Here is a 26,362-nt window from a genome sequence, read left to right as displayed (position 1 = left end):
GGGCTAGTGACCGTCTGTGTTGGCCCGCGACAAAGAGCGAAATGGGAATCGTCTGGATCAAGCTCTTTCAACGCAACCCAAAACACACCAAACAACGAAGGCCATGGATCGGGCATTTCACATCAAATCGCGATGGAAAGGAAACACGCCGATGCATTTTGAAATTCTACATGCCTCTTTGGGCCTGCTTTTTACCTTGGTCTGGTTGTTTGTGGGACAAATCCTGGTTGCCAGTCGCTAACCCAACCGCTTGCTAGCACGATAGAGAAACGTTGCGGTGGCAATCGCCCAAGTGGCTCATGCTAGCAGAGCTATTTTTTGCTGGTTTTATTCCGTCCCAGTTTGTTGATCGCCGCTGCTTCGCTATTCGCGTCGTAGTTCGGATTCGGTGTGCTGGGAACCGGCGCGTTGGTCGCTCGGCGCCAAGCTTGCATCTCATCATGAAGACGCTTGGCGACGTCGGGCTGTGTGCTGACAAGGTTGTTCTGTTCACCTGCATCGGCTTCCAGATCATAAAGTTCCAAGTCGCCGTCTTCAAAGTATTCGTGCAGTTTCCATTTTCCCGATCGCATCACGGTGCAGGGCCGGCTGCGAAACAGCGGATCGCGCTGTTGATCGGTTCGAGCATAACTTTGCAGGTAAGCCGGGAAGTGCCAGTAGATCGATCGATCCTGCATGTCGCTGGACGCCTGTCCTGTTAGCAGGGGTGTAAGACTGACGCCGTCGATCGCCTGATTCGGTAACTGAGCGCCCGTCATGGAGCAAAACGTTGGCAACAGATCAACATTGATCACAGGCCAGTCGCAGGTCGTCCCAGGCTTGGTGACGCCCGGCCAGACCACGAACATGGGCTCACGAATGCCACCTTCGTAATAGGTGCCTTTGTATCCTTTCAGGGGTGCCATCGAGGTCGCGGGGCCATAACCACCATTGTCGCTGGTGAAGACAATGATCGTGTTGTCGGCCAAATCAAGGCGATCCAGAGCGGCAGTGATCTTGCCAACGCCTCGGTCCATGCTTTCGATCATGGCTGCCATCACGGGATGTTGGTGCAGTTTGCCGGGCGGCAAGTTTTGGTACTTGCGGACCAGTTCTGGTTCACCTTGGATCGGTGTGTGAACGGCAAAGTGGGTGAGGTACAGGAACCAAGGTTGCTGTTGGTTGCGTTCGATGAATCCAATCGCTTCGTCGGTCAGACGATTGGTCAGGTATTCGTCCTTGGGAGCGTCCTTGAGTTCAGCAATGTTGCCGTGCGGCGGATAGTATCCTCGCGGTGGGCTGCCACTGTGAGTGCCGGCGAAGTTAAAGTCAAATCCATAAGGCAGCGGGTCGTTGCTGAGATGCCACTTGCCAATCGTTCCCGTCCGGTAGCCAGCTTCGTGAACGCAATGAGCCCATGTTTTGATGTCTTTGCGCAACGTGTCGGTGCCCGGGACGTGCATCAGTTTGCCATGCTGTTTCTTGCCTCGGCGAGTGGTTCCCACGTTGTAGATTTCATGTCGAGGTGAATACTGACCAGACAACAAGCAGGCTCGAGACGGAGCACAGTTGGCCGCCCCGGCGTAGGCGTTGTTGAACACCATTCCCTTGGCCGCCAAGGCATCCAGGTTGGGTGTCTGGTAGAAATCGCTGCCCATGAAGCCTGCATCACGCCAGCCAAAATCATCCAAGAAAATGAACAGCACATTTGGTTTGGTCGGCGTTTCGGTCTCATTTGCCTGAGCCCTAACGTTGGCAACTGAGCAGGTGATCAGGACGGCAATGATGAAGTGTGACAGGGTGCGCATGGAGGTGTAACTGTGGGAAGGATCGATGAAGCGTCGCCAGCGAAGGCTAGCGAGTCCTTTTTGGGAACCGAAATCCGAACGATGGCTGGAGGTGATGTGGCTGGGGGCAATGGCTCTGATTCGATCAGGCCACCAGCTCTTGGACAACATGGCCGTGAACATCGGTCAGGCGATAATTGCGCCCCGCATGACTGAAGGTCAAGCGTTCGTGATTGATGCCCAGTTGATGCAAAATGGTGGCTTGAATGTCATGGACGTGCACGGGCTGTTCGACAGGATGGAAACCGAGTTCGTCGGTTTTGCCGATGGTTTGGCCGTTCTTGATTCCGCCCCCTGCCATCCACATGGTGTAGGCTTGTGGGTGATGGTCACGGCCCAGTGATCGGCCCAACGCGGCGCTGGCTTCGACCATTGGGGTTCTGCCAAATTCTCCACCCCAGACGACCAAGGTGTCTTCCAGCATGCCCTGTTGCTTAAGGTCTTTGATCAGCGCGGCGCAGGCTTGATCGGTCTGCTTGCACTGCCCTTTAACGCCGCCTTCGACGTTGCTGTGATGGTCCCAGCCACTGTGATAGAGCTGGATGAATCGGACCCCACGCTCAGCCATTCTCCGGGCGAGCAGGCAATTCTTGGCGAAGGAACCACGGTCATTGGCACTGGTGCCGTAGAGTTTCAATGTGTCCTCGGACTCTTGGCTCAGGTCCATCAGTTCCGGAGCTCGGGACTGCATGCGAAACGCCATTTCGTAGGATTCGATGCGAGCGTTCACCTCATCGATGCCTAACGCGTTGGCTCGTTTGCGGTTCAGTTTCCCCAGCAGTTCAACGGTGGCCTGTTGCGTGTCGCGATCGATGCCTTTGGGGTTGGCAACGTGTAAGATGGGGTCGCCGCTCGATCGAAAGGGGACGCCTTGGTGTTGGCCGGGCAAGAATCCATTGCTCCACATCGCCGCGCCACCGGAAACATTTCCGCTGCTATGCATGACCACAAACCCTGGCAGGTCGCTGGCGAGGCTGCCAATGCCGTAGCTGAGCCATGATCCCATCGCTGGCCGCCCAGGAATGCCGCTGCCCGTGTTCACAAATAATTGCGCCGGCGAATGATTGAACTGATCGGTGTGCACGCTGCGGATGAAGGCTAGGTCGTCAACGACGGTCGCTAAGTGCGGCAGAGTGGAAGCCAGTTCGACACCACTTTCACCGTGTTTGGCAAACTCGAATCGGGGTGCCAGCACCGCCGCATCAGGTTGGATGAACGCATAACGTTGTCCGGCGATGACTGAGGGAGGGATGGGTTTGCCTTCAAGTTCCTTCAGTTTGGGTTTGTAATCAAACAGGTCCAATTGGCTAGGCGCCCCGGCCATGAACAAGTAGATCACACGTTTGGCGCGGGCGGGATGATGCAAGCCGTCAGCCAGCGGCTGATCGGCTGCCTGTGCAGAACCAGGCAGTTGACTGGCCAGCATGGATGCCAAGGAGATTTTGCCCAGTCCAACGCCACAGGTTTGAAACAACTGGCGTCGGGTGATGTCTTGGAGCGTTGTGTCGATGTTGGTCATGGCGTGGTAATGGCCTCGTCGGTGTTCAAGAGCACACGAGCAACCAACATCCAAGGATTGGGATGCTGGGACTGTTGTTGGAAGAAATCAACGAACGCCTTCAGTTCATCGTCGCTCGGCTGGCGAATCAGGACGCGGCGAAACAGGGTGCTCGCGATTTGTTCGGGACTTGGATTTGGCGTTTGATGGCGGCATTCTCGCAGCGTGTCTTCGGCTAGTTTGCCAGCGATTTCCACGAACATGGCATCGTTCAGTAACGTTAATGCTTGCAGGGGCGTGGTGCTGCTGTCACGCCGAGCCAAACATTGTTCTCCCGATGGTGCATCAAAGGTCACTGCCGCGGCGAATGGCGCGGTGCGTTTGCTGAATGTGTACAGCGAGCGACGATAGCGATTCGCTCCATTGGCCACTGGCCAGGGTGCATTGCCCCAGGCTAAGGCGACAACGGCCTTGGGCTGCGGCGGATAAACGCTTGGGCCACCGACCTGCTGGCTGAGCAATCCCGCCGATCGCAACATCGAGTCACGAATCCGTTCGGCGTCATAACGGTGATAAGGAAACACGGACAGAAGCTGGTTGTCGGGATCCCTGTCCGGAGGCGAGCCCACCGCCTGGCGATAGGTTGCGGAGAGCACGATCTCGCGATGCAATCGTTTCAGAGACCAAGCATCACCACGGGGCGAACGATCACGCAGTCGTGCGTCGAGGTAATCCATCAGATCCGGATGAGTGGGCGGCAGGCTTTGAGTGCCAAAGTCACCCGCAGTCTGCACGATTCCCGATCCAAAGAAGAGACGCCAGGAGCGATTCGCGGTCACTCGGCCGACCAAGGGATTGCCATCGCTAACGAGCCATTGGGCAAGTTCCAATCGATCGCTCGGTTGCTTTGAATGGGGACGCTGGAAGATGGTGGGAATGCGTGGTGGAACCACTTCACGGGCTTGTAAATATTCACCACGATGACGCAGCATGGTTTCGCGATGGAAGTCAGCGGGGCGTTGTTTCATCACCAGCGTGCGTGTTTCACCAGGCAGTCTTCGTCGCAGTTGGTCGATCGGTTTGCGTTGCTCGGCCATGGCGGGGCTGAGACGCAGGTACTGTGTCGCCAGTTGCTGATCCAAGTCCGCCGGCAGTGGTTGCGGGCTTTGGGCGAGTTCGAATTGAAGGTCGCTTGGCAAGGCAGAGGCCGCCGGGTTTTTATCGCCCGTCACATCGATTCGGAAATGTCCCAGTCCCGCCACGTAATGGCGTTCAAACAGCAATTCAATCGTCCAGGGTTGATCCAGTCGCGTGGCCTGCTTGAGCGGCAGCACCAGTCGATGGCTCTGGCCGCTGCCACCGGGGATGGACCAGCCGGTGGACCCATTTTCGTCCAGCACATTGCCGGGGAAGGTTTTGCCGTTGCCTTTCTTTGCATTGGGGACAGAGGTGCTGCCGATATCCAATTCGACGGAGCCCTGTTCGGTGGTGATGCGGATTTCACTGAGGAAGAAGTCTCCTCGGCGGCCTTCATAGAATGCCAAGCCGGGGCCGTTGGACGGTAGCGATGGATGTGCGAGGGCTTCAATGCGGATCGCCGTGATAGGATCGTCTGTGGCAAGTGGCGGCATCGTCAGCGTATACACATCGCGTTTGGTCGCATCACCGGAGGCCAAGACCGATCCATCGGCCAACGTTTCCAGTCGCGGCATCGTCGACTTCATGGATTGGGGCGGAACGGTTGCCCAGGCGATGGTTTGGGAAAGCTGCTGGTGTTTCCAAGTGGCATAGGCTGATGCCGACGGTTTGTCTGTCTTGGCGTTTAACAGATCAAGCTGCTCGATGGTCTGCTCTTCCAAGTTGGCGATCTGTTCTTGGATCTGCTCTCTCTGGCTGATGACTTGTGGTGAATCGGCATTCATTTCCGGTTCGTCCGCGCTATCCATCAAAGCCATCAACGCGTAATAATCATGATGCGTGATGGGATCAAACTTGTGAGTGTGACATTGGGCGCAGCCGGTCGTCAGTCCCATCCAAACGGTGCCGGTGGTGGCAACGCGGTCGACCATCGCATAGAACCGGTACTCAAGCGGGTCGATGCCGCCTTCTTCATTGAGCATCGTGTTGCGATGAAATCCCGTCGCGATACGTTGTTGCTCTGTCGCATCGGGCAGCATGTCACCGGCAAGTTGTTCGATCGAAAATTGATCGAAGGGCATGTCTTGGTTGATCGCATCGATGACCCAGTTTCGGTAGGGCCAAATGGTTCGCGGACGATCCTTTTCATAGCCGTTGGTATCGCTGTAACGTGCCAGGTCGAGCCATGGCCGTGCGAAACGTTCGCCGTACTGAGGGCTGGCAAGCAAGTGATCGACGATCTGCTGGTAGTGTGTGTCACTGGGATCGGCAGCGAAACGGTCGGCCTGCTCCGGCGTGGGGGGAACGCCAATGAGATCCATGTAGACGCGTCGAAGCAACGCGGTGGGAGCGGCTGGTGACGCTGGCGACAAACCTGCAGCTTCCAGACGACTGAGAACAAAGCAATCGATCGGGCCGCGTGGCCAGGTCTTGTCGTTGACTAAGGGGACACTGACGGTTCGAGTGGGACGTAACGCCCAGTGCAATTCATACTCAGCACCGGACTCAATCCAACGCTTTAAGATGTCCCGTGAGTTCTGGTCTAACGCTGGGTGCGCGTCCGCCGGTGGCATGCGCAGGTCTTCGTCGTCGCTGATCACGCGCAACCAAACTTCGCTGGCTTCGGGGTCGCCGGGTTCGATAGCTTGCCGCGAACCATCCAGCGTGTCCAGTCGCAGATCGGCTTCGCGGGTCTTGTCGTCCATACCATGGCAGGCATAGCAGTGCTTGGCCAGGATCGGTCGCACTTGGCGATTGAAGTCCGGTGGACCGTCTTCGGTTGGCAGTTGCTGAGCCACAGCTGTCTGCGAGAACGTGGCGCAGGCCATCAACAGACCAATGGCCGTTTGCAAGCTCATGTTGCGAAACCGTCGGAAGCGGCTGCGTTGACGAGTGCGGCAATCCGACGCCGGTTCGGCAGACTGAGCTTGGTGACAGCAAAGAGGTGACTTCATGAAGTCAGACACAGAGTTGGAGGCAGGGGATTGGCCACCCTGGCAGCAGGTGGCAGATCATCCTGATAGTATACCCGCAACCAGATTTGATTCCTGCGCCTTCGTGTTTGGTTTTCCAGACCCTCAGCCCGCTTGGCGTCGATCCGGCAATGGTTCGCATGAACACAAAGGCTCTGTGCTGGTTGCTGGCAAGCGTTCCAAGGCCGGTTCCGTTGGGTCAATCATCGGGAGGTGGCTGATGGCTGGGGTTGTCGTTGGAATCTGCAGGGGGGGCAGGGCGATCATCCGCAGTTGCCGCGTCGTCCTCGTCTTCCCGTGGATGGCGTTCCTGAACGGGCAGCTTCTTTTCGGCATCGCTGACGTCACTGGTCAGGGCTTTCGCCCGGCTCGCTTGTTTGACGCCGCCCATGATTTCGTATCCCACCAATAACGACATGCCCACCATCAGCGGCAGCCAGTAATATAGGATGCGAAAGATCAAGATCGATGCAACGACGGAGTTTTCCGAAGCGTCTTTGAGCAGCGTCAGCAGAATCACATCCAAGATTCCTAAGCCGCCGGGAATCTGGGAAAGCACCGCCGCTCCCATGGCCACCAAGTACGCCGCCAACACCAGCGAGAACGGAACTTGCGCGCCTTCGGGCAAGACCAAGTACAGCGCAGTTGCGGAGATCAGTAAGTCGATGGCGGCGACCGATGCTTGAGCAAACATCAAACCGGGCCGAGGAGGACGCAGGTGCATCTTGCCAATCGGCCATGGCTTTCGCCAAAACACGCAGATGCAGATGTAAACCACGGCGATCCCGATCAGCACCCATCCCAGCGTTTGTGAATCGAGCGGCAGCTTGACTTTTTCTGGCAACTGCAAGGGCACGCTGGAGAGCACCAGTCCGCTGATGAAAATCCAGCCGCTCCAGAAGGTCACGCCGATGACAGAGATCAAGGCCAAGACATGTCCGGGCGACAGGCCCCACTGTGTATAGAATCGAAACCGGATCGGAGAAGCAGCCAGAATCGTGCCCAGATTGTTGCCCAGTGAAAAACTGGAAACGGACACCAACGAGACGCGGCGAACGGGAACGGAACGTGCGATGTAACGCAGGCCCAGCAAGTCATAGGCGATCAGCAACACATAGTTCATCGCCACCAGCAGAGCGGCCATGAAGATCTGAGCGATGGGGACGTTGCTCATGCCCAGGCGGAATTCCTCCCACGTTACGTTTTTTAACTCATTGAGTAGCAAACGCATGGCCAGCACAAACATGATGGTCGCAAATGCAGGACCAATCAGCTTGCGCAGGAGCGGTAGTTTTTCGCGGAGCTGTTTCACGGGCGGGGAAGTGAGCCGAGGCGCGGAGTCAAACACCAAGTAGTGAACTGTGCAATTCTCGCAGAGTTCTCCCGAGAATAGATCCCGTCAAATCGTAAAGTCTTCGTGAAAAACACGCGTCGCAGCGATTTGATGGATATTGTCACGTCCAGCTGAAGGTGTAGTTCTGGTCTGCCCCTCGCCTGACGTCAATGGCCGCGGCGGTGGACGCAGGCAATTCCATCGCGTGGCAACCGCTGCTTGGATGGCTGTCAGCTCCATTGGCTGCGACAGTTTGCCATGTCTGCATCAAGCCACATCCATCGTCCAGCAGTGGATCAACCGGTGACATCACGTTGCCAATCGCCACCGCCCTGGTGACGTTCGCCAACGCCATGACCGTTTCCTGGTCGCGCCAGTTGCTTGGGTCAAAGCGTCTGTGTGGCGCGAGAATGACGATTCGTCGCTGACCGTTCACCCGGTGGGCCTGTCATTTATTCTTGGCCTGAGGGTATGATTGTTTCAGGCGATGAGAGAAGTGGCTGCGGGGTGCCGCGGTGAGTCCATGGGCTTGCTGGAGGCCCCGGTGATTGAACAGCTCGTTTCAACACGTTCCACTCAACGATGGACGGCGGCGAACATGGCCGCGGATGACGCTTCATGGTGTGGCTCAAAGGCGGGGCTTCATTCATTCACATGCTCTCAACCGGTGACTTGGCTGCCCAGAGTGTACTGGGTTCCAGCGAACAACAGCTTCGAAATACTTGATCAAACCAAGCAGCGAAACAAATGAAAACGGTTCGACATGAATTGGTAGTGGTGGGCGGTGGCCCAGCGGGATACGTGGCAGCCATCCGTGCTGCACAGTTGGGTTTTGATGCGGCTTGCATTGACGAAAACAGTCGTTTTGGCGGCACGTGTCTTCGCGTGGGATGCATCCCCAGCAAGGCGTTGTTGGAATCAAGCCATCTTTATGAAGAGGCCCAGCATCGCTTTGCCGAGCACGGCATGGCCTTTGACGGACTGTCGTTGGATCTTGAGGCGATGATGAATCGCAAAGCGAAGATTGTGGACACGCTCACCGGCGGCATTGACATGCTGTTTAAGAAAAACAAAGTCACCGGATATCGCGGCCGTGGCAAACTGCGTGACGGGCAATCCGTGGAAGTCCAAGGTGACGAGCCCGTGATCATCGAAGCGGATCGGATTCTGCTTTGCACCGGCAGTGTGCCGGCTTCGCTGCGAGGGGTGGAGGAAGACGGCGATCGAATCGGTAACAGCACGACCGCATTGAGTTTCCCCGAAGTGCCCAAGCGACTGGTCGTGATCGGTGGTGGCTATATCGGGATGGAACTCGGCAGTGTTTGGAATCGCTTGGGAAGCGAAACCATCGTCTTGGAAGCAAGCGATCGAATCTTTCCAGGCATTGATTCCGAAATGGCAAACTTGGCCGCGCGGCAATTTAAGCGTCAAGGCATCAAAGTGCATACCAAGACCTTTGTGAAATCCGCTAAGGTTCAAGGTGATGGTTGCCTAGTCGAAGTCCAAGACTCAGATCCGATCGAATGCGATCGCGTGCTGCTGGCCACAGGGCGACGCCCCGCGACGGATAATTTGAATTTGGAATCGATTGGATTGGAACTCGATCAACGCGGCTTCATCCCCGTCAACGAAAACTTCGAAACGAATGTCGAGAACGTTTACGCCGTGGGTGACTGCATTGGTGGAGCCATGCTGGCTCACAAAGCCATGGAAGAAGGCATCGTCTGTGCGGAGCGGATGGTGGGCATGGCGTCACACTGCAATTACGATGTGATTCCAGCGATTGTCTATACCCATCCTGAAATCGCCAGTGTCGGCAAGATGGAAGACGAGCTCAAAGCGGACGGTGTTGACTACCGAAAAGGTGTCGGAGTGTTCGGAGCCAATGGTCGCGCTCGAACCCTGGGAGAACCCGAGGGACGCGTCAAGATTCTCGCGGACGCCAAGACCGATCGTGTCTTGGGTGTGCACATCATTGGCGCTCGCGCCGGGGACTTGATCGCCGAAGCGGCTGCGGCGATGGAATTTGGCGCCAGCAGCGAGGACATCGCTCGCACCTGCCATGCTCACCCGACGCTCGCAGAAGCTGTGCATGAAGCGGCACTGGCAGTCGATAATCGTGCGATTCACAGCGCTTAATCGCTGCTATTCCTTGAGCTGAAATTCCTTCGGCAAGACGTAGCCCTTTTTCTGGGCTGCGTCTCGTGTGGTGATCAGAATTTCGGTTTCAGCCGGCGGTTTGCCAACGGGATTGACGACCCAAAGCAGTGCTTGTTTGGGGTCGTCAGGGCCCGTCGCGGTCTTGTCTGGGTTGGCTCCCCGAACGATCTTGGTCAAGACATCTCGCAGCGGCACGTTGTTTTCTTCAAAGTCGCGGATCTGTTGGTTTTGAGTGATCCCGTTTAGCTGCAGATCACCGCCAATGATTTTCATGTTTGGCATCTTGGTGCCATCAGGAAGTCCGCTGGCGAACTCTTCGCCGACCGCATCGATCGCAAACTGTAACGAGAGTTGCACAAAGGCAATGCTCATCGGGCGATTCAACATTTCGTCCACCGTCAGCGCTTTTTGCGGTGCCGCAGGTTGTGCTGCAGCAACACTGCCCGCAGGCGTGTTCATGGCCAGAAACGTTCCCAGAGCGACCTGTGCTCCAGCGTCGCTGGGCAAGTAGAACGAAGCGACCACTTGTTGGTTGATGATGGTGCTGCGGGTATGGTCTCCGACAAACTGAAGCATGCCTGGCAACTTGCTGGCCAGCAATCGCCACGAGGCATCCGGAACCGCACTGACAATGAACTGGTTACCCCAGTCAGGCCAGGTGGTGATTTGATTCCGCAGACTTTCCAGTAGCGACGCTGGGGTGGAGGTGCCGCTGGCAGCTTCACGAAGTTCAACGTACACCGTGTCCGATTGTGTGTGGATGGAAATCGAGGCGGCAGCAACATCCGGTATCAGCCAGCCCTTGAGAATTGGGACAAACTCCGGCACGCTATTGGCCAGCATTTCACGGCCGTCAGCAAACAGAAAGTTTGGTGTGACCAAGGCAACCAGATTGGCTTCCTGGGAACTGCTATCCCAAAGTGATTGCAAGCTGCGAGCGAGCGGAATGGCGCCACCTTCGTTCTTGGCGACTTCCTCGATCTGCTTGCCAGGGGCAATCGCAAAGGCAGAGACGCCATCCGCTGGCGGTTTCCCTTTCTCGCCACCGCCAACGAAGTAGCCGTCGGCGCGTTCGCCTGCGCCGACGTGCATCGTGACACCCTCAAACATGACTTCCTGGGTTTTCCACGTCTCGAAAAGTGTTTTGGCGTCTTTCGGGCCGGTCAGTTCAATTGCCAAGGCAACCTCCGGCCAGCCCGTTTTGGGGCCTTTGTAAAATGCGGCGGTGCAACGTTTGATCTCCGATGCCTGGACGCCGGCACGCTTTTCAACCATTTGCACCCAGCGGTCAAGTTCTGGGGCAAAGGTCGTTCGCAGCGGTGACGCTGCCGGTGACTGCACCCAGTCTGATAAAGGGACAGTGATGATCATCGCGGGACCCGGCGGCAGCAAAGCCAGCGACGATGGCTTGGTGTCTGCTGGATACGGTGGCACCCATAATAGGCGATCACTTTCGGTGACTTGGAAACCGTTGACTGATGCGTTGACGGGATTCGTCTTCGGCGTGTTCTCGGGTTTTCTGGTCACCGGCGGAACCCGGTTTAAATCGCCGAGTGTTGGCTTGGGAGCTTCGACGGTTTTCTGGCCAACACCATTTAAAATCACTGCAACGGTGAGCAGCACCATGGGGACGGCCAGCATGCCGATCAATAAGGGGACGCGGTTGGAGCGTTTGCGACGGCGGCGACGCGGTCGCTGTGGTTCGTCGTCCTCATCGCTGGGTGCCGCCGAGGCAGGGGCCACCGGAGGCGCCGCCGGCGGTGTGGGAGCCGCAGTCGCCGCGGTGCTGGCGGGAGCAGCTGGTGCAGGCTGGCTTGCGGCCGGTGTTTTGGCCGTCGCTTGAGGAGGGGCCGTCTGAGATGCAGTGGATCGGGGCGCAGGAGCCGGCGTTGTTTGTGCTGGTGCTGCTGCCGTTTGCTTTGCTGCTGGTGGGCTTGGCGATGTTTCGCTTGGCGGTGCTGGGCTTGGTGTTGCCACCGTTTGGCTTGCCGCAGCGGATTGGGTTGGCGTTGCTGGAGCCGGTGGCATCGGCGCTGCCGGGCTTGCGGTGGCAGCTGGACTTGTTGGTGCAGTGGCTGGTGCGGATTGCGGAGACTGCGCGACCAGTTCGCCGGCTCGTTGCAAGGCCACCGAAAAAGCCTCGGCGGACTCAAACCGTGCAGCGGGGTCCTTGGACATAGCGCAGGCCAGGACGCGCAAGATTGGATTGCCTTGGGCACCGGCGTTGATTGCTTGTTCGATTTCCGGTGGCGCGGTTTCGGCGTGGCTGCGCATCAGCGCGGCGACGTCGTTCCCGGAAAAGGGGGCACGTCCGATGTAGATTTGGAACAGCAGGCAGCTGAGCGAATAAATGTCGCTCTTGGGAGTCGGTTGATGGGCAGCGTTGGCAAGCTCGGGGGCGGCATGCAAGGCGGGGTGTTCCATCCGCGTGATCCAACTGGTCGACCAGTCAGCCAACGGTGATCGAGCAGGGGACGAGGGGTCGCGGAGCAGGCAACCATGTCCTTTGGCGTTCACCCAGACGTGATCGGCTGAAACGGCACCATGTGGAATTGCCACGGTCCCATCGTGGTGCATGGCATGTAAAGCCGTTGCAATGTCCACTCCGATGCGAACCGTTTTGCGAGCGCTTAGCTGTGGCTTGTTCTGCAGGACATTGAATAGACTGGCACCATCGGGAAGCGGTGTGAAAATCATCACCGTTTGATCTGCCGATTGAGCTCCGCCGGAGAGTTCAAAACCTTGCAAGCTAGGGGCATGAATTTGGCTATGGGCTGCGATCCACCCGCGCAGGTTCTCGTTCAAGCTCTGTAAGGGAACTCGCATCAGGAATCCGTGACGCGGCTGTGGCGTTTCGGCCGACACGCAGCTCTGGCTGGGAAGCCAATAATCCAAGGGTTGCGTCGGTTGATCATTGCGTGAAATGAAGTCGCCGACGCGCAGCGACATCGGGCTGTCGCTCAGCAGCAGGCCGGCTTGATAAGCCGTTAATGTTCCCTGTTGAATCAGACGCTGGGCAATGGCGGACGTGTCCGTGCCCACATCAGCCTGAATCTGTGCGGACAATTGCTGACATGCTGCCAGGTCGGTGAATCCAACCTGGATGAGGCGATTGAAAAATTCGGTCGGTGGGATCGACATCCAGCTACACGCTTCGAGGGAAGGCTTGATTAAAGATTGAAGGCAGTGAGATTAACGGCAATGGCAGGGGCAGCCTTGCAGCAGCGATGTGACACGCAATTCTACCGGAAACCCCGATGTGTGAGGTCGTTGTTAGACAGCGTATTTTAGCTGATCAAAAAAGGAGATTGCCAGCGATGAAGCCAACGGCGAGCGGTTTATTCGAATCTTGCTGACGAAATGAAGGTCGCGCAGTTTTTCCAGGTGAATCTGGTTGCTGCGTCGGCCATTAAGTGTGCCGTGCAGCCCAAAAAGCCTTGGCAGGGTCACGAGAGGTGTGGGGGGGGGCGTCTAGCAGGCGCGATGTGACGCTGGAGTGGGATTGCGTTCGTTTAGCGAGCGCGTCCACAGGCAGACGTGGGGGATTGAGTTGGCTATTTGGATTGTGTGAATTGGCCCGGTTGTTGCAGTGTTATGTGCCATGTGCATTGCATGAGATCGCCGGTCCCGATGCGGCAGCAATTTGCGTTGCTTGGCCGAATGCGGGTCAAAAACATTTAGGCAGGTGGAAAACTATCAGTAGTCATGATTTTGGGAACGTCTGTTTTCAGCAACGGAGTGATTTGACCGCCGGGGTTGTCCCCGCAACTGGGCGAGCACTGCTGCCGTTTTTCATCCTGCTTGGGTTTTCAGCGATCGTCTTCCAGATCACACTTCCGCCCGCGCGTGGAATTGCCACCGCTTTGATTTATGATGCCTTGATTGACAAGGACGGCCTGTTTTGAACATCGTTTTTTTGACATCCGAAGTTGTTCCCTTCGCCAAGACGGGAGGGTTGGCTGATGTTTGCGGCGCCTTGCCGATTGAGGTTTCGCGACTTGGGCATCGTTGCTCGATCATCATGCCGGCCTTTCGTGGCGTTGAACGCTCCGGGATCGACATCCAGCCTACGGACATTAGCTTTGCCATTCCGTTGTCAGCCGACAAATTGGTTGGCGGTCGATTACTGCATGCCAAGCTTGGCGGCAGCGAGGTTGATGTTTGGCTGATCGATCAACCGCAGTACTTTGATCGTCCTGCGTTGTATGGCGAGTCAGGGTTTGACTACCACGACAATGGCGAACGGTTCACGTTCTTTTGTCGCGCTGCGATTGCAGCCATGTTGCGACTGGAGCAAGCACCGGACGTCGTGCACTGCAATGATTGGCAGTCAGGTCTGGCCCCTTTGTTGCTGAAATCCAATCCAAAGTTGGCACAGCAATTGGGCTTTCCGGTCTCCGTCATGACGATTCACAACATGGCGTACCAGGGAGTCTTCCCCGCGGAGTTGTTCCCGCTTAGTGGGTTGGACTGGAATGACTTTCATAGCGACTGTGAATTCTACGGTCAGGTGAACTTTTTGAAGGCTGGCTTGAACGCGGCCGACTTCATCACCACCGTCAGCCCGCGTTATGCGAAAGAAATTCAAACCCCACAGCACGGTTGTGGTTTGGATGGAGTGCTCTCGGCGCGTCAGGGACGAGTGGTGGGGATTACCAACGGGATCGACGTTGAGGTTTGGGATCCATCGAGTGATGTCAAGTTGCCAATGCGCTACGACAGCGAGCATTGGCAGTTTGGCAAAGTAGGTAACAAGCGGTCGTTGCAGGAAGAGTTTGGATTGGAACTCAATGACGACGTGCCAATGATTGGTTTGGTCGGTCGATTGGCTGAACAGAAGGGCTGGGATTTGATCTTGCCCGTGATCAAGCAGCATGTCCAAGAACAACGCCCCACCCAGTGGATCATTCTCGGCAGCGGTGATCCCTGGGTGGAATACGAGCTCAAAAACCTATGCGAGCAAGCGCCTCAGCAAGTCGCCGCTCACATCGGTTTTCACGATGCTTTGGCGCATCGCATCGAAGCCGGTTCGGACTTGTTTGTCATGCCTAGTCACTATGAGCCTTGTGGGCTAAACCAGCTTTATAGCTTGCGTTATGGAACCGTTCCCGTTGTCACAGCGACCGGTGGACTGGCCGATACGGTGGTGGATGCCAGCGATGAGAACGTTGCCAACCAGACGGCGACTGGATTTCATTTGCCAGAGAAAACCCCGCAAGGGCTGGATCAGGCAATCGGCCGAGCACTGAACATGCGGCACCATCAGAAAAAAAATTGGCAGGATTTGGTGCTGCGGGGCATGAGGAAAGATTCGTCGTGGCGGCAAAGTGCTGCCCAGTATCAGGCGCTTTATGAAGAGGCGGTTTCCCTTAAAGCCAGTCGCTGATGGTGCCCTCGCGGAGCGACAGGAAGCGTTTTCTGCGCTTTGCTGCTCTGCGGTCTGGTATTTCTCTTGAAAGTGTTACACTACCCGGCGGCAACCAACCTGCCGGAACGGTGACACATCACTCTTTGACGACCGATGCGGAAGCTTCTACAGTGCGATTGTAAGCGTGCCATCATGCGCTCGCTGGTGTTCGTAGAGGTGAGTGAAGCGTCAATCGACTGCGTTGAAACGGGCATTTGCCTGTGAGTTTTCGGTTCGCGTCGCTTCAAAACTGCTAGCCGATCAAGCAGGTTGCACCTCGTTTAGGCACTTTGTTCAGGCAGCGTGCACGTCGAAGAAAAATTACATCGGGATTCATTTTTTAATGCTTACCGATGGCACTGTTCCGATGGCACGTGAGTCGAAAGACCCTGCTCTGGCGAACCCGTGCACCCATTCGATGCGGACGTGAGCACAAGAAGCGGGTGAGTTGCTGTGATAAGAAGGGGGGAATGCGCGGCCTGAGGGGCAGTCAGGTTGAGCAACGTTTGGCGCTAGCACCGATCTGTGTTGGCATTTGATGAAGGATAGGTGGATTTGGAAGGAAATTAGGAACGTTATTTGCACTGTAATTCTGCCATTTGATGGCATTGGTTTTACAGCGTCCATTGTGGTGCAATGCAATGGTTCAGAAACGAAACACAAAGGGCCAAGAGATTGGTCCTCAAGCTCCCCAGGGTCGACTTCTCCTTGGACGCGAGGCTGAGTCTGCTGTTTCGCGTTCCAGCGAACGATCGGTAACGGACCGTGATAGTTTGCCTGAGTGCGTCGGTGATGCGACCGCTCTGACAAATTCTTCCACAAACAGCTGTGAACGATTGCAATCAACCTCTGAGACTGCCCGATCGCAGTCGCCGAGTGATGATTGCATCCAGAGTGAGCATCAGGACGAGATGGCAGAGACGAGCGAATCCCAATCAAAACGTGTTGCAATGTCGCGCGTGCAAATGCGCCCAGTTGATCGCTGGAGCACAGCTGCCAGTGTTTCAGGCGAAGTGGGAACGAACGAACTGCACGGAATGGTTGAGCCCGGCGATGACCGTTTCCCTCCGATCAGTAGACCGGAAGAGACCTCGCGTGAGGCGGCTGCCGATTTTCACTTGAGTCTCGGGCAGACTGCCGAGTCACAGGAGGAAGATCGCGAGACCCGCTTGATGAGCAATAACGATACAGAGATCGCTCTGCCTGGACGACAGGCTGCAACTGGCTTTCGGGTCAATCCGGTTTCCAGGGTCGATCCCGGCCCTGACCAACAACTGTCTAGACCTGGCAGTAAACAGTCTGGGGTCGTGAGTCAGCAGCCGGTCGTCAGGCGTGCCACCTCACAGACGCGGCAAGATTTATTGACCGGTGATTGGACGATCTTCGCCACCTGTCGTGATGAACGTCCCAATGATTATGCGTCCATTGAACAGATCGAAAGTTCTGCTCAACAGGGGCGAGATTCAAAGCAGCAGTCAGATCCGAGCTGCCCTTTCTGTTATGGAAGCGAAAATCAGACACCCCAGGCGGTTTGGTCGGCCAGGATCGATCAGTCGGATCGTCGCGCTGAAAACGCTGGTGTCTTCGGTGTCGACACTCGGCTTTCACGCCCAGTGTTGAACGTGTTTGACGGTGAACAGGTCGGTTGGGACGTGCGAGTTGTTCCCAACAAGTTTCCTGCCGTCAGTGCGATGTTCGAAGGTTCGGGAGCCGTGGCGGATTCCAATCCGTTGTTCCCACGCAAGGCGGTCGTCGGCGCTCACGAAGTCATCATCGAGAATGCCTGCCACTCGGGTTCGTTGCTAGATGTTGATGCGTCGGCTGTCTTTGCAACGCTGGTTGCTTATCGACAACGAATCTCCCACTGGCACGGGCACCCCGGCATTCAGTACCTGAGTGTGTTCAAAAACTGTGGCCGTGAAGCTGGTGCTTCGTTGCGACACAACCATAGCCAGTTAGTTGCCACGAGTTTTGTTCCCAGCCGAATCGCTGCTCAGTTAGCCATTGCCCAACGCCATCACGCTCGGACCGGTTGTTGCCTGGGTTGCGACTTGGTCCGCGCCGAATTGCAGGAAGGCGATCGCATCATTGATCAGACTGATTCATTGCTCGCGTTCTGTCCTTATGCCAGCAAGCATGCGGGCATGATTCGCATCACGAGCCGAAAGCATCAGCCACACTTTGAATCCTTTGATGATTCCGAGTTAGATCATCTTGGAAGCTTTCTGCAGCGCGTCTTGCATTGGGTGGAATCAGCCTTTCCAGGCAAAGGTTATAACTACCTGCTCAACACCTGTCCGGCTGCCTCCACACAGCCCGAAGCGTTCCAATGGTCGCTGGATGTCTTTCCACGGCTGACCAAGGTTGCCGGCTTCGAATGGGCTAGCGATTGCATGATCAATTCGCTGCTGCCCGAAGTTGCCGCCGCTCAATATCGGCATCTTGCTAAGCAGGAAGACCCCCGCTCTTTCTAACGCCTTGGCGGGTTGAGAATCGACTCCAATGGCTGCCGGGTGTTGTTGCGCACTTTGGGGGGTCTGCTTCGCCTGGCCGGCTTTGGCGGTGAACTGATGGTGCGTGCGGGTGTTCCGCAGCCAGCATGATCTCGGTTGAAATGTTGGTGCCTGCCAGAGTGTCCTCCGCCGGGAGGCAAAATCGTGGCCTGATGCTGGCTGCCTGGGCTGGCTCGGATACCGCTCGCAGGTGAGGTTGGCGCGCGTTGGAACTGGAGATCCGGGGGCACTGCGTAAACTGCGAAGACTATGTGGTCGGGGGTTCATCATTTGCTGGTGTTAACCTGCAGATTCCCACCGTAATGACCACTCGGCAACTGCCTTTGGTTTCGTACAATTCCAGTCAAAGACTTCTAGACATTTCCTGTCTTTCATTCGACGAAGATTGCTTCACTATGTCCCCCTACGTACACCTTTGCTTGGTTCTCCATAACCACCAGCCAGTTGGTAACTTTGACGGCGTTTTTGAGCAGGCCTACCAGGACAGCTACCTACCTTTCCTGGACGTGTTTGAGCCTTTTGAGAAGCTGGCGATTTCGCTGCACACTTCCGGCCCGTTGATGACTTGGTTGGCGGAGCGGCATCCCGAGTACCTGCATCGTTTGCGTTTGTTGGTCGAAGCGGGACGGGTTGAGATTGTCGGTGGGCCGTTGTCGGAGCCCATCATGACGATGTTGCCCAGTCGCGATCGTGTGGGACAGATTCAAACTTACAGTCGCTGGCTGGAACAGCACCTGGGAGTGCGGCCGGCGGGGATGTGGATGCCGGAGCGCGTCTGGGAGTCGGCGCTGACTCGTGATGTGGTTGATGCGGGCATGGGTTACACCATCTTGGATGACTATCACTTCCGCGCAGCCGGTTTGGAAAACGAACAGCTCACGGGCTATTACATTGCCGAAGATGAAGGCCGCATGCTACGAATCTTTCCTGGATCGGAGCATCTGCGATACACCATTCCATTCCAGCCTGTGGCGGCGACGATTGATTACTGTCGTCAAGTGGCCGAGCGCGCGCCCGGTGCCGTGTTGACCTTTGGTGACGATGGCGAAAAGTTTGGTACCTGGCCCGATACCAAAGCACACGTTTACGATGATGGTTGGTTGCAATCTTTGTTTGAAGCATTGACGGACAATGCAGAGTGGTTGAACACGACGACGATTTCAAACGCGATTGAGAAGACACCACCGGTCGGCAAGGTTTACCTGCCCGATTGCAGCTATCGAGAAATGACTGAGTGGTCGCTGCCGGTTTCCGCGCAGGTGTTGCTTGATGATGTCAGTCATGAAATGGGATCCCACGCTCGCTGGGAAGACCTGAAACGGTTCGTCAGTGGTGGTTACTGGCGTAACTTCAAAATTAAATACGATGAAGCCAACGAGATGTACGCTCGGATGATGGACGTCAGTCGACGTTTGTCGGAGGCCGAGGCGTCTGGAGTGCCCACGCACCAGCTGGAGCCGATTCGTGACCAGCTTTACAACGGCCAGTGCAATTGCCCGTATTGGCATGGCGCCTTTGGTGGGATCTATTTGCCACACCTGCGCAATGCCATTTACCATCACTTGATCACCGCCGACAACTTGCTTTCCGAGTTGCATCTCAATGGTGACTTTGCGTCCACCGTTCATGCCACTGCGGATGACTACAACTTTGATGGGCTCCAGGAAGTGCGGTTAAGCAACAACAAGCTTTGCCTCTGGATCGCGCCCGGTCGTGGTGGGCGAATTTACGAGATGGATGTGCGTCAGATTAGCCATAATCTGCTGGCCACGTTGCAACGTCGTCCTGAAAGCTATCACGAAAAGGTCAAGACAGGCCCCAGCAATGATGGTGACGACGTGGCTAGCATTCACGATCGTGTGGTCTTCAAGCAAGAGGGCTTGGATCAGCGTTTGCAGTATGATCGCTATGCTCGCAAAAGCTTGATGGATCATTTTTACGACAACGAGGCAACGCTGGCAGACGCGGCTGATGGCAAGGCCATCGAGCGAGGTGATTTTGTTGAACTGCCATTCGAAACAAAGCTACGACGTGGCAACGATCGCGTGCAAATCCAAATGCGACGCGAAGGCAACGCCTGGGGCCAGCCAATCGTGTTGACCAAAGCGGTCACGATGGTTGCTGGAAGCGAGACCATTGAAGTCACTTACATGCTTGAAAATTTGCCTCAGGATCAGCAGTTCCATTTTGGCATTGAGCTAAACTTTGCGGGCTTGCCGTCTGGTGCCGATGATCGATACTTCAGTGATCAGGATGGTCAAGTGCTTGGCCAACTGGGCACGCGGTTGGATCTCAAGCAAGTCCAGAAGCTTTCGCTTTCTGATCGTTGGTTGGGAATTGATGTTGGTTTGTCAATCGATCAGCCAAGTGATCTCTGGGCCTTCCCCGTCGAGACCGTTAGCCAAAGTGAAGGTGGCTTTGAACTCGTTCACCAAAGCGTTTGCGTTCAACCTCACTGGTTGATTCAAGGTGATAAAGAAGGTCGCTGGGGCGTCAAACTGGAGATTCAATCCAGCTGCGTCAAAGACTCTGAGGTCGTAGAAGAGCAGGAAGTCCTGCAGTTGTAACGCTGGTCCTGTGAGTCACGGCTGCGTCACCGATTGCTGCGGTTTCATTCGCGGTAATGCTCTTTCGCTTTGCGTTTGTGTCAATGGCCTGCAGGGGAGCGTTGTCTTTGCAGTTGCCTGCGGTTGGCGTAGCCAACCCCTTTCACCCTCACCTCGCTTAGGCTCGACTCTCCCGCAAGCGGGAGAGTTCAGTCACCGTTCTTATTAGCTGCTTTAGCGATTGCTGCGGTTCTTGCTAGGTCGCGGTTGATGCATCATGGCAGGTCCAAATACTGGGCGGCTTCATCGGCCCAGTTGGATTCTGGAGCGAGGTCGGCGATGCGTTTCCAGTGCTTCAAGGCGTCTTCTGATTCGCCACTGCGTTGCAACGTTCTGGCTAAGGTGTAGTGCACATCGACGTAGTCTTCGTGCAACGACAGGGCGCCACGCAAGGCGGCGACGGCGAGGTGAGTTTGCCCGAGTTCAGCCAGCACGGCACCTAAGCTTGCGCGTGCTTCGACAAAGTCGGGATCAAGTTCGATCGCTTGATAGTAGCGTTCTCTTGCGGCCACCAAATGATTCATGCGGTATAGCAGTTCGCCGATTTGGAAACTGATGTCAGCTCGTGCTCCATCGCGGCTCAGGATCGTGTGATAGATTTCAATGGCCGTTTCCAAGTCGTCATCATCTTCTGCGTCATAGGCAGCGATCATCAACGGATCTTGGGGAATGCTTGGCTGTTGGATTAGCATCGGCGGGCTCCCTGGCGGAGGGAATGCCAGCACGTTGTACTGGCCCGCTGTTTCGGCGAACCGTTCCCGATCGCCTTCGCTTGGCGGTAGCATGGCTTCAAAGTCAAACCGTAACTGACCGCCCGTTTCGACCAGTCCGTCGCCATGCCTTAGCAGCACCTCTTTGCCTTCGATCAAAATCGATAACTGATCCAACGGGCGCTGAATATCAGGCAGGACGTCGACCAGTTCAGACAAGCGGCGTTCAATCGTCCGAGCATCGGCGCCGGATTGAATCCAGGTTGCCAAGCGTTTGGCGGTGGCGACTTCGGTGTAGTCGTAATAGGCCAGTTTGTGCAGCATGGCTGCCGGTGTGATCAGTCCCAGCCGATGCCAACGACGGATCACGCGGACGGACACGCCCAAGAGATCCGCCAACATCGCGGGCGTTTGGTAGCGACGGACTTGGCAGTCAATGTCGACCAATCCTAGTCGCTGCCAGAGCTCGGCTTCTTGTAACAGTTGAATGTCGCCGCGTCCGGCAGCTTCAATCACGTCTTGCGGCAGGAGCTCTTGCTGGCTGATCAGCGGTTGATCGGCGCCAACGACAACCCAGTCAAGGCAATCGGCCCACGTGTTCATGGCGCGTTGGCCGGGCGTGTTTGTTGTGTCGCTTGATGCTTCCAGCGTTGGTGGCTCAGCGTGATGGTGGGTTGGGGGTGTTTGCGTTTCAGGGGATGCGGTTGAGGGTTGCTTCGCCAAGGGTTTTCGAGTGACTTTGCGTGGAAGTTCCACCACTTCCATCTGAAAGGAACGCAGCACGTTGGCAGCCTGCGTTTGGTTCATGCCACCAAACCGTCCCACCAACGCAACACGCAGGCCGGTGAAGTCTGACGCTTGAGTGGCCGCTGTTGGGTCACTGGATCGTGCATCGGTATCGATGTTCTCATGATCATCCGCTTGTAGATCAGTCCAGAGTGGATCGTGATCAGGATTGCCAGCCATTATGGGGAAAACAGAGCGATGCGATTCGGATTCAGTGGTACGAGACGTTGAACGGTGATTGGTCGCCCGGTCGTGATCCGATGGCAAGTCCGCTCCGGCGAAGGGAACCGTTGGAACGGTGCGCTCATCCGCTGTTTGGACTTCGTTAGGGTCTTGAGGATCGGACAAGTTTTGGCTCGGGCAGTTGCGGCGTTGGTTGTCGGGCGTCGATGCAAGCAGGTTCTCAGTGCGGCCATGGCGTGACTGCGTTGGACCGTCTTCGCCAGCACGCGTCGATGACTCACCCCTTTGGGCTGGCTCCTGTCATCTCAGGCCCCAATTATCTCAGGCGAGAAAGCAGTCGCACAGCGAAAACCCCAAGGATTCCTCACGAAAGCAACTAAAATGCCATCGATGGATGGTGCATTTGCCTTTCGTTTGCTTGAACGGGTGAACGAATGTCTTGCCGCTTTCGTAGCATGAGATCGGCGGGGTGTGTCTCCCTCGATTGTGTGGCTCTATCGCCGCTGGTTTCCAGGTTTGTTTCACTGCTGCCTTCTCTTTGCAATGCTAGAAGTTCAATCGCTCACCAAGCATTTTCAGGTCGGTGACACCACCATGACAGCAGTCGATGGTGTCTCGTTCAATATTGCTAGGGGGGAGGTCTTCGGGTTGCTTGGTCCCAATGGGGCTGGCAAAACGACCACGGTGCGGATGATTTTGGGTTTGCTTGATCCCGATGGCGGATGGGCATCTGTCGACGGCTTTCGTACCGCTGATCAACCCATTGCGGTAAAAAGCCGGTTAGGATTCGTTTCCGCCAGCGATGGAATTTACCCTTGGCTGACCGTTCGCGAGATGCTGCTCTATTTCGCCGATCTCTACGGCGTTGATGCAGCGCTGGCCAGTGAGCGCTGTGAACACCTCGCCGACAGAATGGACATTCAGCATTTGTTGGACCGCCGCGCGGGCGTCTTGAGCACCGGGCAGCGCCAACGGGTGACGCTGGTGCGTGGGCTGATTCATGATCCCCCGGTGATGTTGCTCGATGAGCCAACGCGGGGGTTGGACGTTGTGGGTGTGCAAACGATTTTTGAATACATGGAAATCCTTCGCGACGCTGGTAAAGCAGTCGTCGTTTGCACGCACCGGTTAGACGAAGCGGAGCGTTTGTGTGATCGGTTTGGTCTGTTGCACAACGGTCAGTTGAAGCACTGTGGATCAATGCAGCAACTGCGCGATGAAACCGGACGTCAGAACCTAGTAGATATCTTTGTGGACTTAATCGGGGACGGAGCAGGTAGTGTCGCAGTCGAGTGAACCCAATACTGATCAGACTTCTGATTCCTCTCCGTCTTTCGAATCCACGTCGGTTTCCAAAACAAGTGTCTCGCTGCGATCAAGCAGACGCCTGCTGCGGATGTGCAAAAAAGAGATGTTGGAAACGCTGCGCGATCGTCGCACGATGATCACGTTGGTGATGATGCCATTGCTGTTGTATCCGTTGCTGGGGATGGCGTTCAATCGGTTTTTGTACAACTACGCCGCTGGCGCTTCAGAAGAAACAGCGTATCGGATCGGCGTTGATACCGAGGCCGAAGGCGAAACATTATTGCGTTGGTTGGAGGATCCACGCAGTCAGCCACCAGAAGAGATTTTAAATGCCAGCGATGGGAAGCTGGCAAAGTTTAAGGTTTTGTTTTCCGGTGAAGCTGGCAACGATACACTCCAGAGTTTGAAAAACAACGAGATCGATCTGGCGGCGAAGGTCACCGCTGGTCAGCCTCCGCTACTGGAGCTAACCAGTTACGAAGGCGATGCGGGCAGTGCAGGAGCGCGTCGGATTCTTGTTGAGCGGTTGGAATGGCTGCGTCTGGCGTTGGCGGAGGAAGTCGCCAAGCAGGCCCAGGAGCAGTATCAACCGCCTGCTCAAGTCACGCTCGCTTCGATCGGCGAGCCAGCTGCTCCCTCTGCTCTGGGAACGGTGATTCCACTGGTGTTGGTTTTGATGACCATTACCGGTGCTGTTTATCCCGCGATCGATTTGACCGCAGGCGAGCGAGAGCGAGGCACGATGGAAGCGTTGATGGCGTCCCCCGTGCCGCGATCGTCTATCTTGCTGTCAAAGTACGTTGCGGTGGTAACGGTGGCCTTGCTGACGGCACTGGCAAACTTGGTTGCGATGTTCATGACGCTTTGGGCGTCGCAATTGTTGCCACTTGTGACGGGCCAAGAGGATGGGTTGCCATGGCTGGCGATGGTGCAAATCTTGGGCTTGTTGGTGCTCTTCAGTGGCTTCTTTGCCGCGGTGTTGTTGTCCTTGACCAGCTATGCTCGATCCTTCAAGGAAGCTCAGGCTTACTTGATTCCGATCATGTTGCTCTCCTTGACTCCCGGTGTCTTGTCGCTGATGCCGGGCGTGACATTAAGTGGCCCAATGGCGATTGCACCGCTGGTCAACATCGTGCTGCTCGCTCGCGAAGTCTTGCAAGGCACCGCTCAGGCTGGGCCCGCGATGCTGACGGTGATTTCCACGGTGGGTTACGCGTTTGCAGCGATTTCGATCGCGGCGAAACTGTTTGGCGGTGACGCCGTGAGCCGGACCAGTGGTGCCAGTATCGCGGGTTTGTTCACGCGTCCCGCTAACATGAAGTTGGTGCCGACAACCCAAGCTGCTGCGATGACACTGGCGTTGCTGGTCCCTCTGTATTACTTGTCCAGCAACTTCTTGGTGCAATTTGGTACGACCTTGGAATTGTCGTTGGCTAATAAACTGCTGCTCAGTGCGTTGGCGTTGATCTTGGCGTTTGGTTTGTTTCCTTGGTTGGTTGCTCGCTTCAATCGATGTCAGTTATCAACCACTTACCAGCTCAAGTCACCCTCGGCACTCTCCATCGTGGGTGCTGTTTTGGTTGGTATTGGTGCTTGGGGCGTGATGCAGGAGTTGTTTTTGCTGGCTGATGCGATGGGCATCCGTGGCTTGGATGACGAGAAGATCGCTCAGGCCAAGGAAACCGCCCGTCAGCTACAAGATGTGCCGCTGGTCATTTTATTGTTTGCCATGGCTTTGACGCCAGCGGTTGTGGAGGAGTTTTGTTTTCGTGGATTTTTATTCACCGCTCTGAAGCGTTTGATGACTCCATGGCGATTGATTTTTGTCACCGCTTTGGTGTTCGGTTTGTTCCATGTTGTCACTGGGAACATGCTATTGCCCGAGCGTTTTCTGCCCACCACAGCGATGGGCGTTATTCTCGGCTGGATTGCTTGGAAGACGCAGAGCATTTGGCCGGGAATCGTTGCTCACTTCTCGTACAACGGCTTGCTGATGACGATCGGCAAGTATCGTGACCAGCTCGATTGGCTGGGGTCCACCGACGGTGAAAGCAAGCACTTGCCAATGAGTTGGCTGATCCCGTTAGTGATTGTCACGATCGTTGGATTGCTGATCGTGCATGTCGCTTCAGTAGTCAAGTCCGACGCTGTCACACAGGAAGTTCATCCAGGGGCGTGATGCCTTGACCAGGCCAATGATCGTCTCGGTAAGGTCGCTGCCGGTGACTTGATCAAAGCTAAGAGGGCTCACCGCGATGAAGTCCTTTCGCCGTAAGTCCTCGATCAGCGGATGGTCTTTGGGGTAACCGCGAGGAGCCGTCTTCAGAGACTCGCCCACGATGGTGAAGGCATCGCGGAATCGCTTGGCATTCTTGGCTCGTTTCCAAACCGCAGGGTTGTTGACGATCGCTTCGCGAATCTGACGCAGTGGCTGTGCCGATGGCCGCCACAATCCAGCGCCGAAGAAGCATTCATTGACTTCCAGGTGGATGTAAAGTCCCGGTGCATGGATGTCAGCGGCAGACTCGTGACGAAGTGAGATGCCGACATTTGTTTTGTAGGGATTCTTGTTGCCTCCGAATCGCGTGTCTCGGTAAACACGCATGATCGATCCACCGTATCCTTTTGCTTTGACAACGATCAATGGGGCTGCTTTAGCAAGTGGCTTTTGCAGCGTTTCAAGCCAGGCGACGGCCGGATCAATGATCTGCTCACGGTAACGCGGCTTGTTTTCATTGAACCAGGGCCGGTTGTTGTTGTCTTCTAGCTCCGCCAGGAACTGAAACAGATCTTCACTAAAGTAGGGTGTCTTCATGGAGTTTGGCGCGGTTGCGTTAATGATTCATCCGTCATGAGTGTTTGCACCATGGCGCTTCCTATTTGCCGCTGGCCATGGATCGATTGACGCAATGGTTGCCGTTC

14 protein-coding genes are annotated in these 26,362 nt (G+C 56.0%); 6 read left to right on the top strand and 8 right to left on the bottom strand.

What is annotated here, in order from left to right; translation table 11 throughout:
- Window positions 1–311: 311 nt before the first annotated feature.
- The 5 genes from SV7mr_RS21060 to SV7mr_RS21040 form a co-directional block, all read right to left on the bottom strand.
- Window positions 312–1,949: a sulfatase gene (locus SV7mr_RS21060; RefSeq protein WP_419187716.1), complete on the bottom strand. Its 1,638-nt coding sequence runs from the start codon at window positions 1,947–1,949 to the stop codon at window positions 312–314.
- A complete protein-coding gene (locus SV7mr_RS21055) occupies window positions 1,912–3,345 on the bottom strand; it encodes a DUF1501 domain-containing protein (RefSeq protein ID WP_145276400.1) in 1,434 nt (477 codons plus the stop codon). Before SV7mr_RS21055 ends, SV7mr_RS21060 begins: the two co-directional genes overlap by 38 nt.
- A complete protein-coding gene (locus tag SV7mr_RS21050; RefSeq protein ID WP_419187715.1) occupies window positions 3,342–6,320 on the bottom strand; it encodes a PSD1 and planctomycete cytochrome C domain-containing protein in 2,979 nt (992 codons plus the stop codon). The genes SV7mr_RS21055 and SV7mr_RS21050 overlap by 4 nt, the downstream gene beginning before the upstream one ends.
- 313 nt (window positions 6,321–6,633) lie before the next feature.
- Window positions 6,634–7,746: a putative bifunctional lysylphosphatidylglycerol flippase/synthetase gene (locus SV7mr_RS21045; protein WP_419187714.1), complete on the bottom strand. Its 1,113-nt coding sequence runs from the start codon at window positions 7,744–7,746 to the stop codon at window positions 6,634–6,636.
- A gap of 142 nt (window positions 7,747–7,888) precedes the next feature.
- Complete coding sequence (locus SV7mr_RS21040) at window positions 7,889–8,122, bottom strand: hypothetical protein (protein WP_145276396.1); 234 nt, start codon at window positions 8,120–8,122, stop codon at window positions 7,889–7,891.
- A gap of 392 nt (window positions 8,123–8,514) precedes the next feature.
- On the opposite strand from SV7mr_RS21040, the gene lpdA reads away from it, so the two are divergent.
- Window positions 8,515–9,906 carry a dihydrolipoyl dehydrogenase gene (lpdA, locus tag SV7mr_RS21035; protein WP_145276394.1) on the top strand — a complete coding sequence of 464 codons (1,392 nt, stop codon included), beginning with the start codon at window positions 8,515–8,517 and terminating at the stop codon, window positions 9,904–9,906.
- A 6-nt stretch (window positions 9,907–9,912) separates the two neighbouring features.
- Here the strand turns inward: lpdA and SV7mr_RS21030 are convergent, their stop codons facing one another.
- Window positions 9,913–13,068: a protein kinase gene (locus tag SV7mr_RS21030; RefSeq protein ID WP_145276392.1), complete on the bottom strand. Its 3,156-nt coding sequence runs from the start codon at window positions 13,066–13,068 to the stop codon at window positions 9,913–9,915.
- Between the two features lie 760 nt (window positions 13,069–13,828).
- Between SV7mr_RS21030 and glgA the strand changes: the two genes are divergently transcribed.
- The 3 genes from glgA (at window position 13,829) to SV7mr_RS21015 (ending at window position 20,414) form a co-directional block, all read left to right on the top strand.
- Window positions 13,829–15,313: a glycogen synthase GlgA gene (glgA, locus tag SV7mr_RS21025; protein WP_145276390.1), complete on the top strand. Its 1,485-nt coding sequence runs from the start codon at window positions 13,829–13,831 to the stop codon at window positions 15,311–15,313.
- 971 nt (window positions 15,314–16,284) lie between these two features.
- A complete protein-coding gene (locus SV7mr_RS21020; RefSeq protein ID WP_419187713.1) occupies window positions 16,285–17,808 on the top strand; it encodes a galactose-1-phosphate uridylyltransferase in 1,524 nt (507 codons plus the stop codon).
- 434 nt (window positions 17,809–18,242) lie between these two features.
- On the top strand, window positions 18,243–20,414 hold the full coding sequence (locus tag SV7mr_RS21015) for an alpha-amylase/4-alpha-glucanotransferase domain-containing protein (RefSeq protein WP_145276386.1): 2,172 nt from the start codon (window positions 18,243–18,245) through the stop codon (window positions 20,412–20,414).
- A gap of 254 nt (window positions 20,415–20,668) precedes the next feature.
- Here SV7mr_RS21015 and SV7mr_RS21010 read toward each other — a convergent pair whose 3' ends face one another.
- Window positions 20,669–22,297 carry a tetratricopeptide repeat protein gene (locus tag SV7mr_RS21010; RefSeq protein WP_145276384.1) on the bottom strand — a complete coding sequence of 543 codons (1,629 nt, stop codon included), beginning with the start codon at window positions 22,295–22,297 and terminating at the stop codon, window positions 20,669–20,671.
- A gap of 378 nt (window positions 22,298–22,675) precedes the next feature.
- Here SV7mr_RS21010 and SV7mr_RS21005 point away from each other — a divergent pair, with 378 nt between their 5' ends.
- Together SV7mr_RS21005 and SV7mr_RS21000 are read left to right on the top strand one after the other, a co-directional pair.
- Window positions 22,676–23,428, top strand: a complete 753-nt coding sequence (locus SV7mr_RS21005; RefSeq protein WP_145278816.1) for an ATP-binding cassette domain-containing protein — start codon at window positions 22,676–22,678, stop codon at window positions 23,426–23,428.
- Between the two features lie 100 nt (window positions 23,429–23,528).
- Window positions 23,529–25,619 carry an ABC transporter permease subunit/CPBP intramembrane protease gene (locus tag SV7mr_RS21000; RefSeq protein ID WP_145278814.1) on the top strand — a complete coding sequence of 697 codons (2,091 nt, stop codon included), beginning with the start codon at window positions 23,529–23,531 and terminating at the stop codon, window positions 25,617–25,619.
- On the opposite strand, the gene SV7mr_RS20995 is transcribed toward SV7mr_RS21000, so the two are convergent.
- Complete coding sequence (locus SV7mr_RS20995) at window positions 25,569–26,255, bottom strand: DUF2461 domain-containing protein (RefSeq protein WP_145276381.1); 687 nt, start codon at window positions 26,253–26,255, stop codon at window positions 25,569–25,571. The two genes, SV7mr_RS21000 and SV7mr_RS20995, sit on opposite strands and share 51 nt — an antisense overlap.
- Window positions 26,256–26,362 lie beyond the last annotated feature (107 nt).

This window comes from Stieleria bergensis (assembly GCA_007745635.1).
Classification (GTDB): Bacteria; Planctomycetota; Planctomycetia; order Pirellulales; family Pirellulaceae; genus Stieleria; species Stieleria bergensis.
This window is presented reverse-complemented; position numbering and strand designations above follow the sequence as displayed.

Coding starts and splice junctions, on each gene's coding strand:
- SV7mr_RS21060 (WP_419187716.1), bottom strand. CDS start 1,949: ATGTTCACGGCCATGTTGTCCAAGAGCTGGTGGCCTGATCGAATCAGA.
- SV7mr_RS21055 (WP_145276400.1), bottom strand. CDS start 3,345: ATGACCAACATCGACACAACGCTCCAAGACATCACCCGACGCCAGTTG.
- SV7mr_RS21050 (WP_419187715.1), bottom strand. CDS start 6,320: ATGAGCTTGCAAACGGCCATTGGTCTGTTGATGGCCTGCGCCACGTTC.
- SV7mr_RS21040 (WP_145276396.1), bottom strand. CDS start 8,122: ATGGCGTTGGCGAACGTCACCAGGGCGGTGGCGATTGGCAACGTGATG.
- lpdA (WP_145276394.1), top strand. CDS start 8,515: ATGAAAACGGTTCGACATGAATTGGTAGTGGTGGGCGGTGGCCCAGCG.
- SV7mr_RS21030 (WP_145276392.1), bottom strand. CDS start 13,068: ATGTCGATCCCACCGACCGAATTTTTCAATCGCCTCATCCAGGTTGGA.
- SV7mr_RS21020 (WP_419187713.1), top strand. CDS start 16,285: ATGTCGCGCGTGCAAATGCGCCCAGTTGATCGCTGGAGCACAGCTGCC.
- SV7mr_RS21015 (WP_145276386.1), top strand. CDS start 18,243: ATGTCCCCCTACGTACACCTTTGCTTGGTTCTCCATAACCACCAGCCA.
- SV7mr_RS21005 (WP_145278816.1), top strand. CDS start 22,676: ATGCTAGAAGTTCAATCGCTCACCAAGCATTTTCAGGTCGGTGACACC.
- SV7mr_RS21000 (WP_145278814.1), top strand. CDS start 23,529: ATGTGCAAAAAAGAGATGTTGGAAACGCTGCGCGATCGTCGCACGATG.
- SV7mr_RS20995 (WP_145276381.1), bottom strand. CDS start 26,255: ATGAAGACACCCTACTTTAGTGAAGATCTGTTTCAGTTCCTGGCGGAG.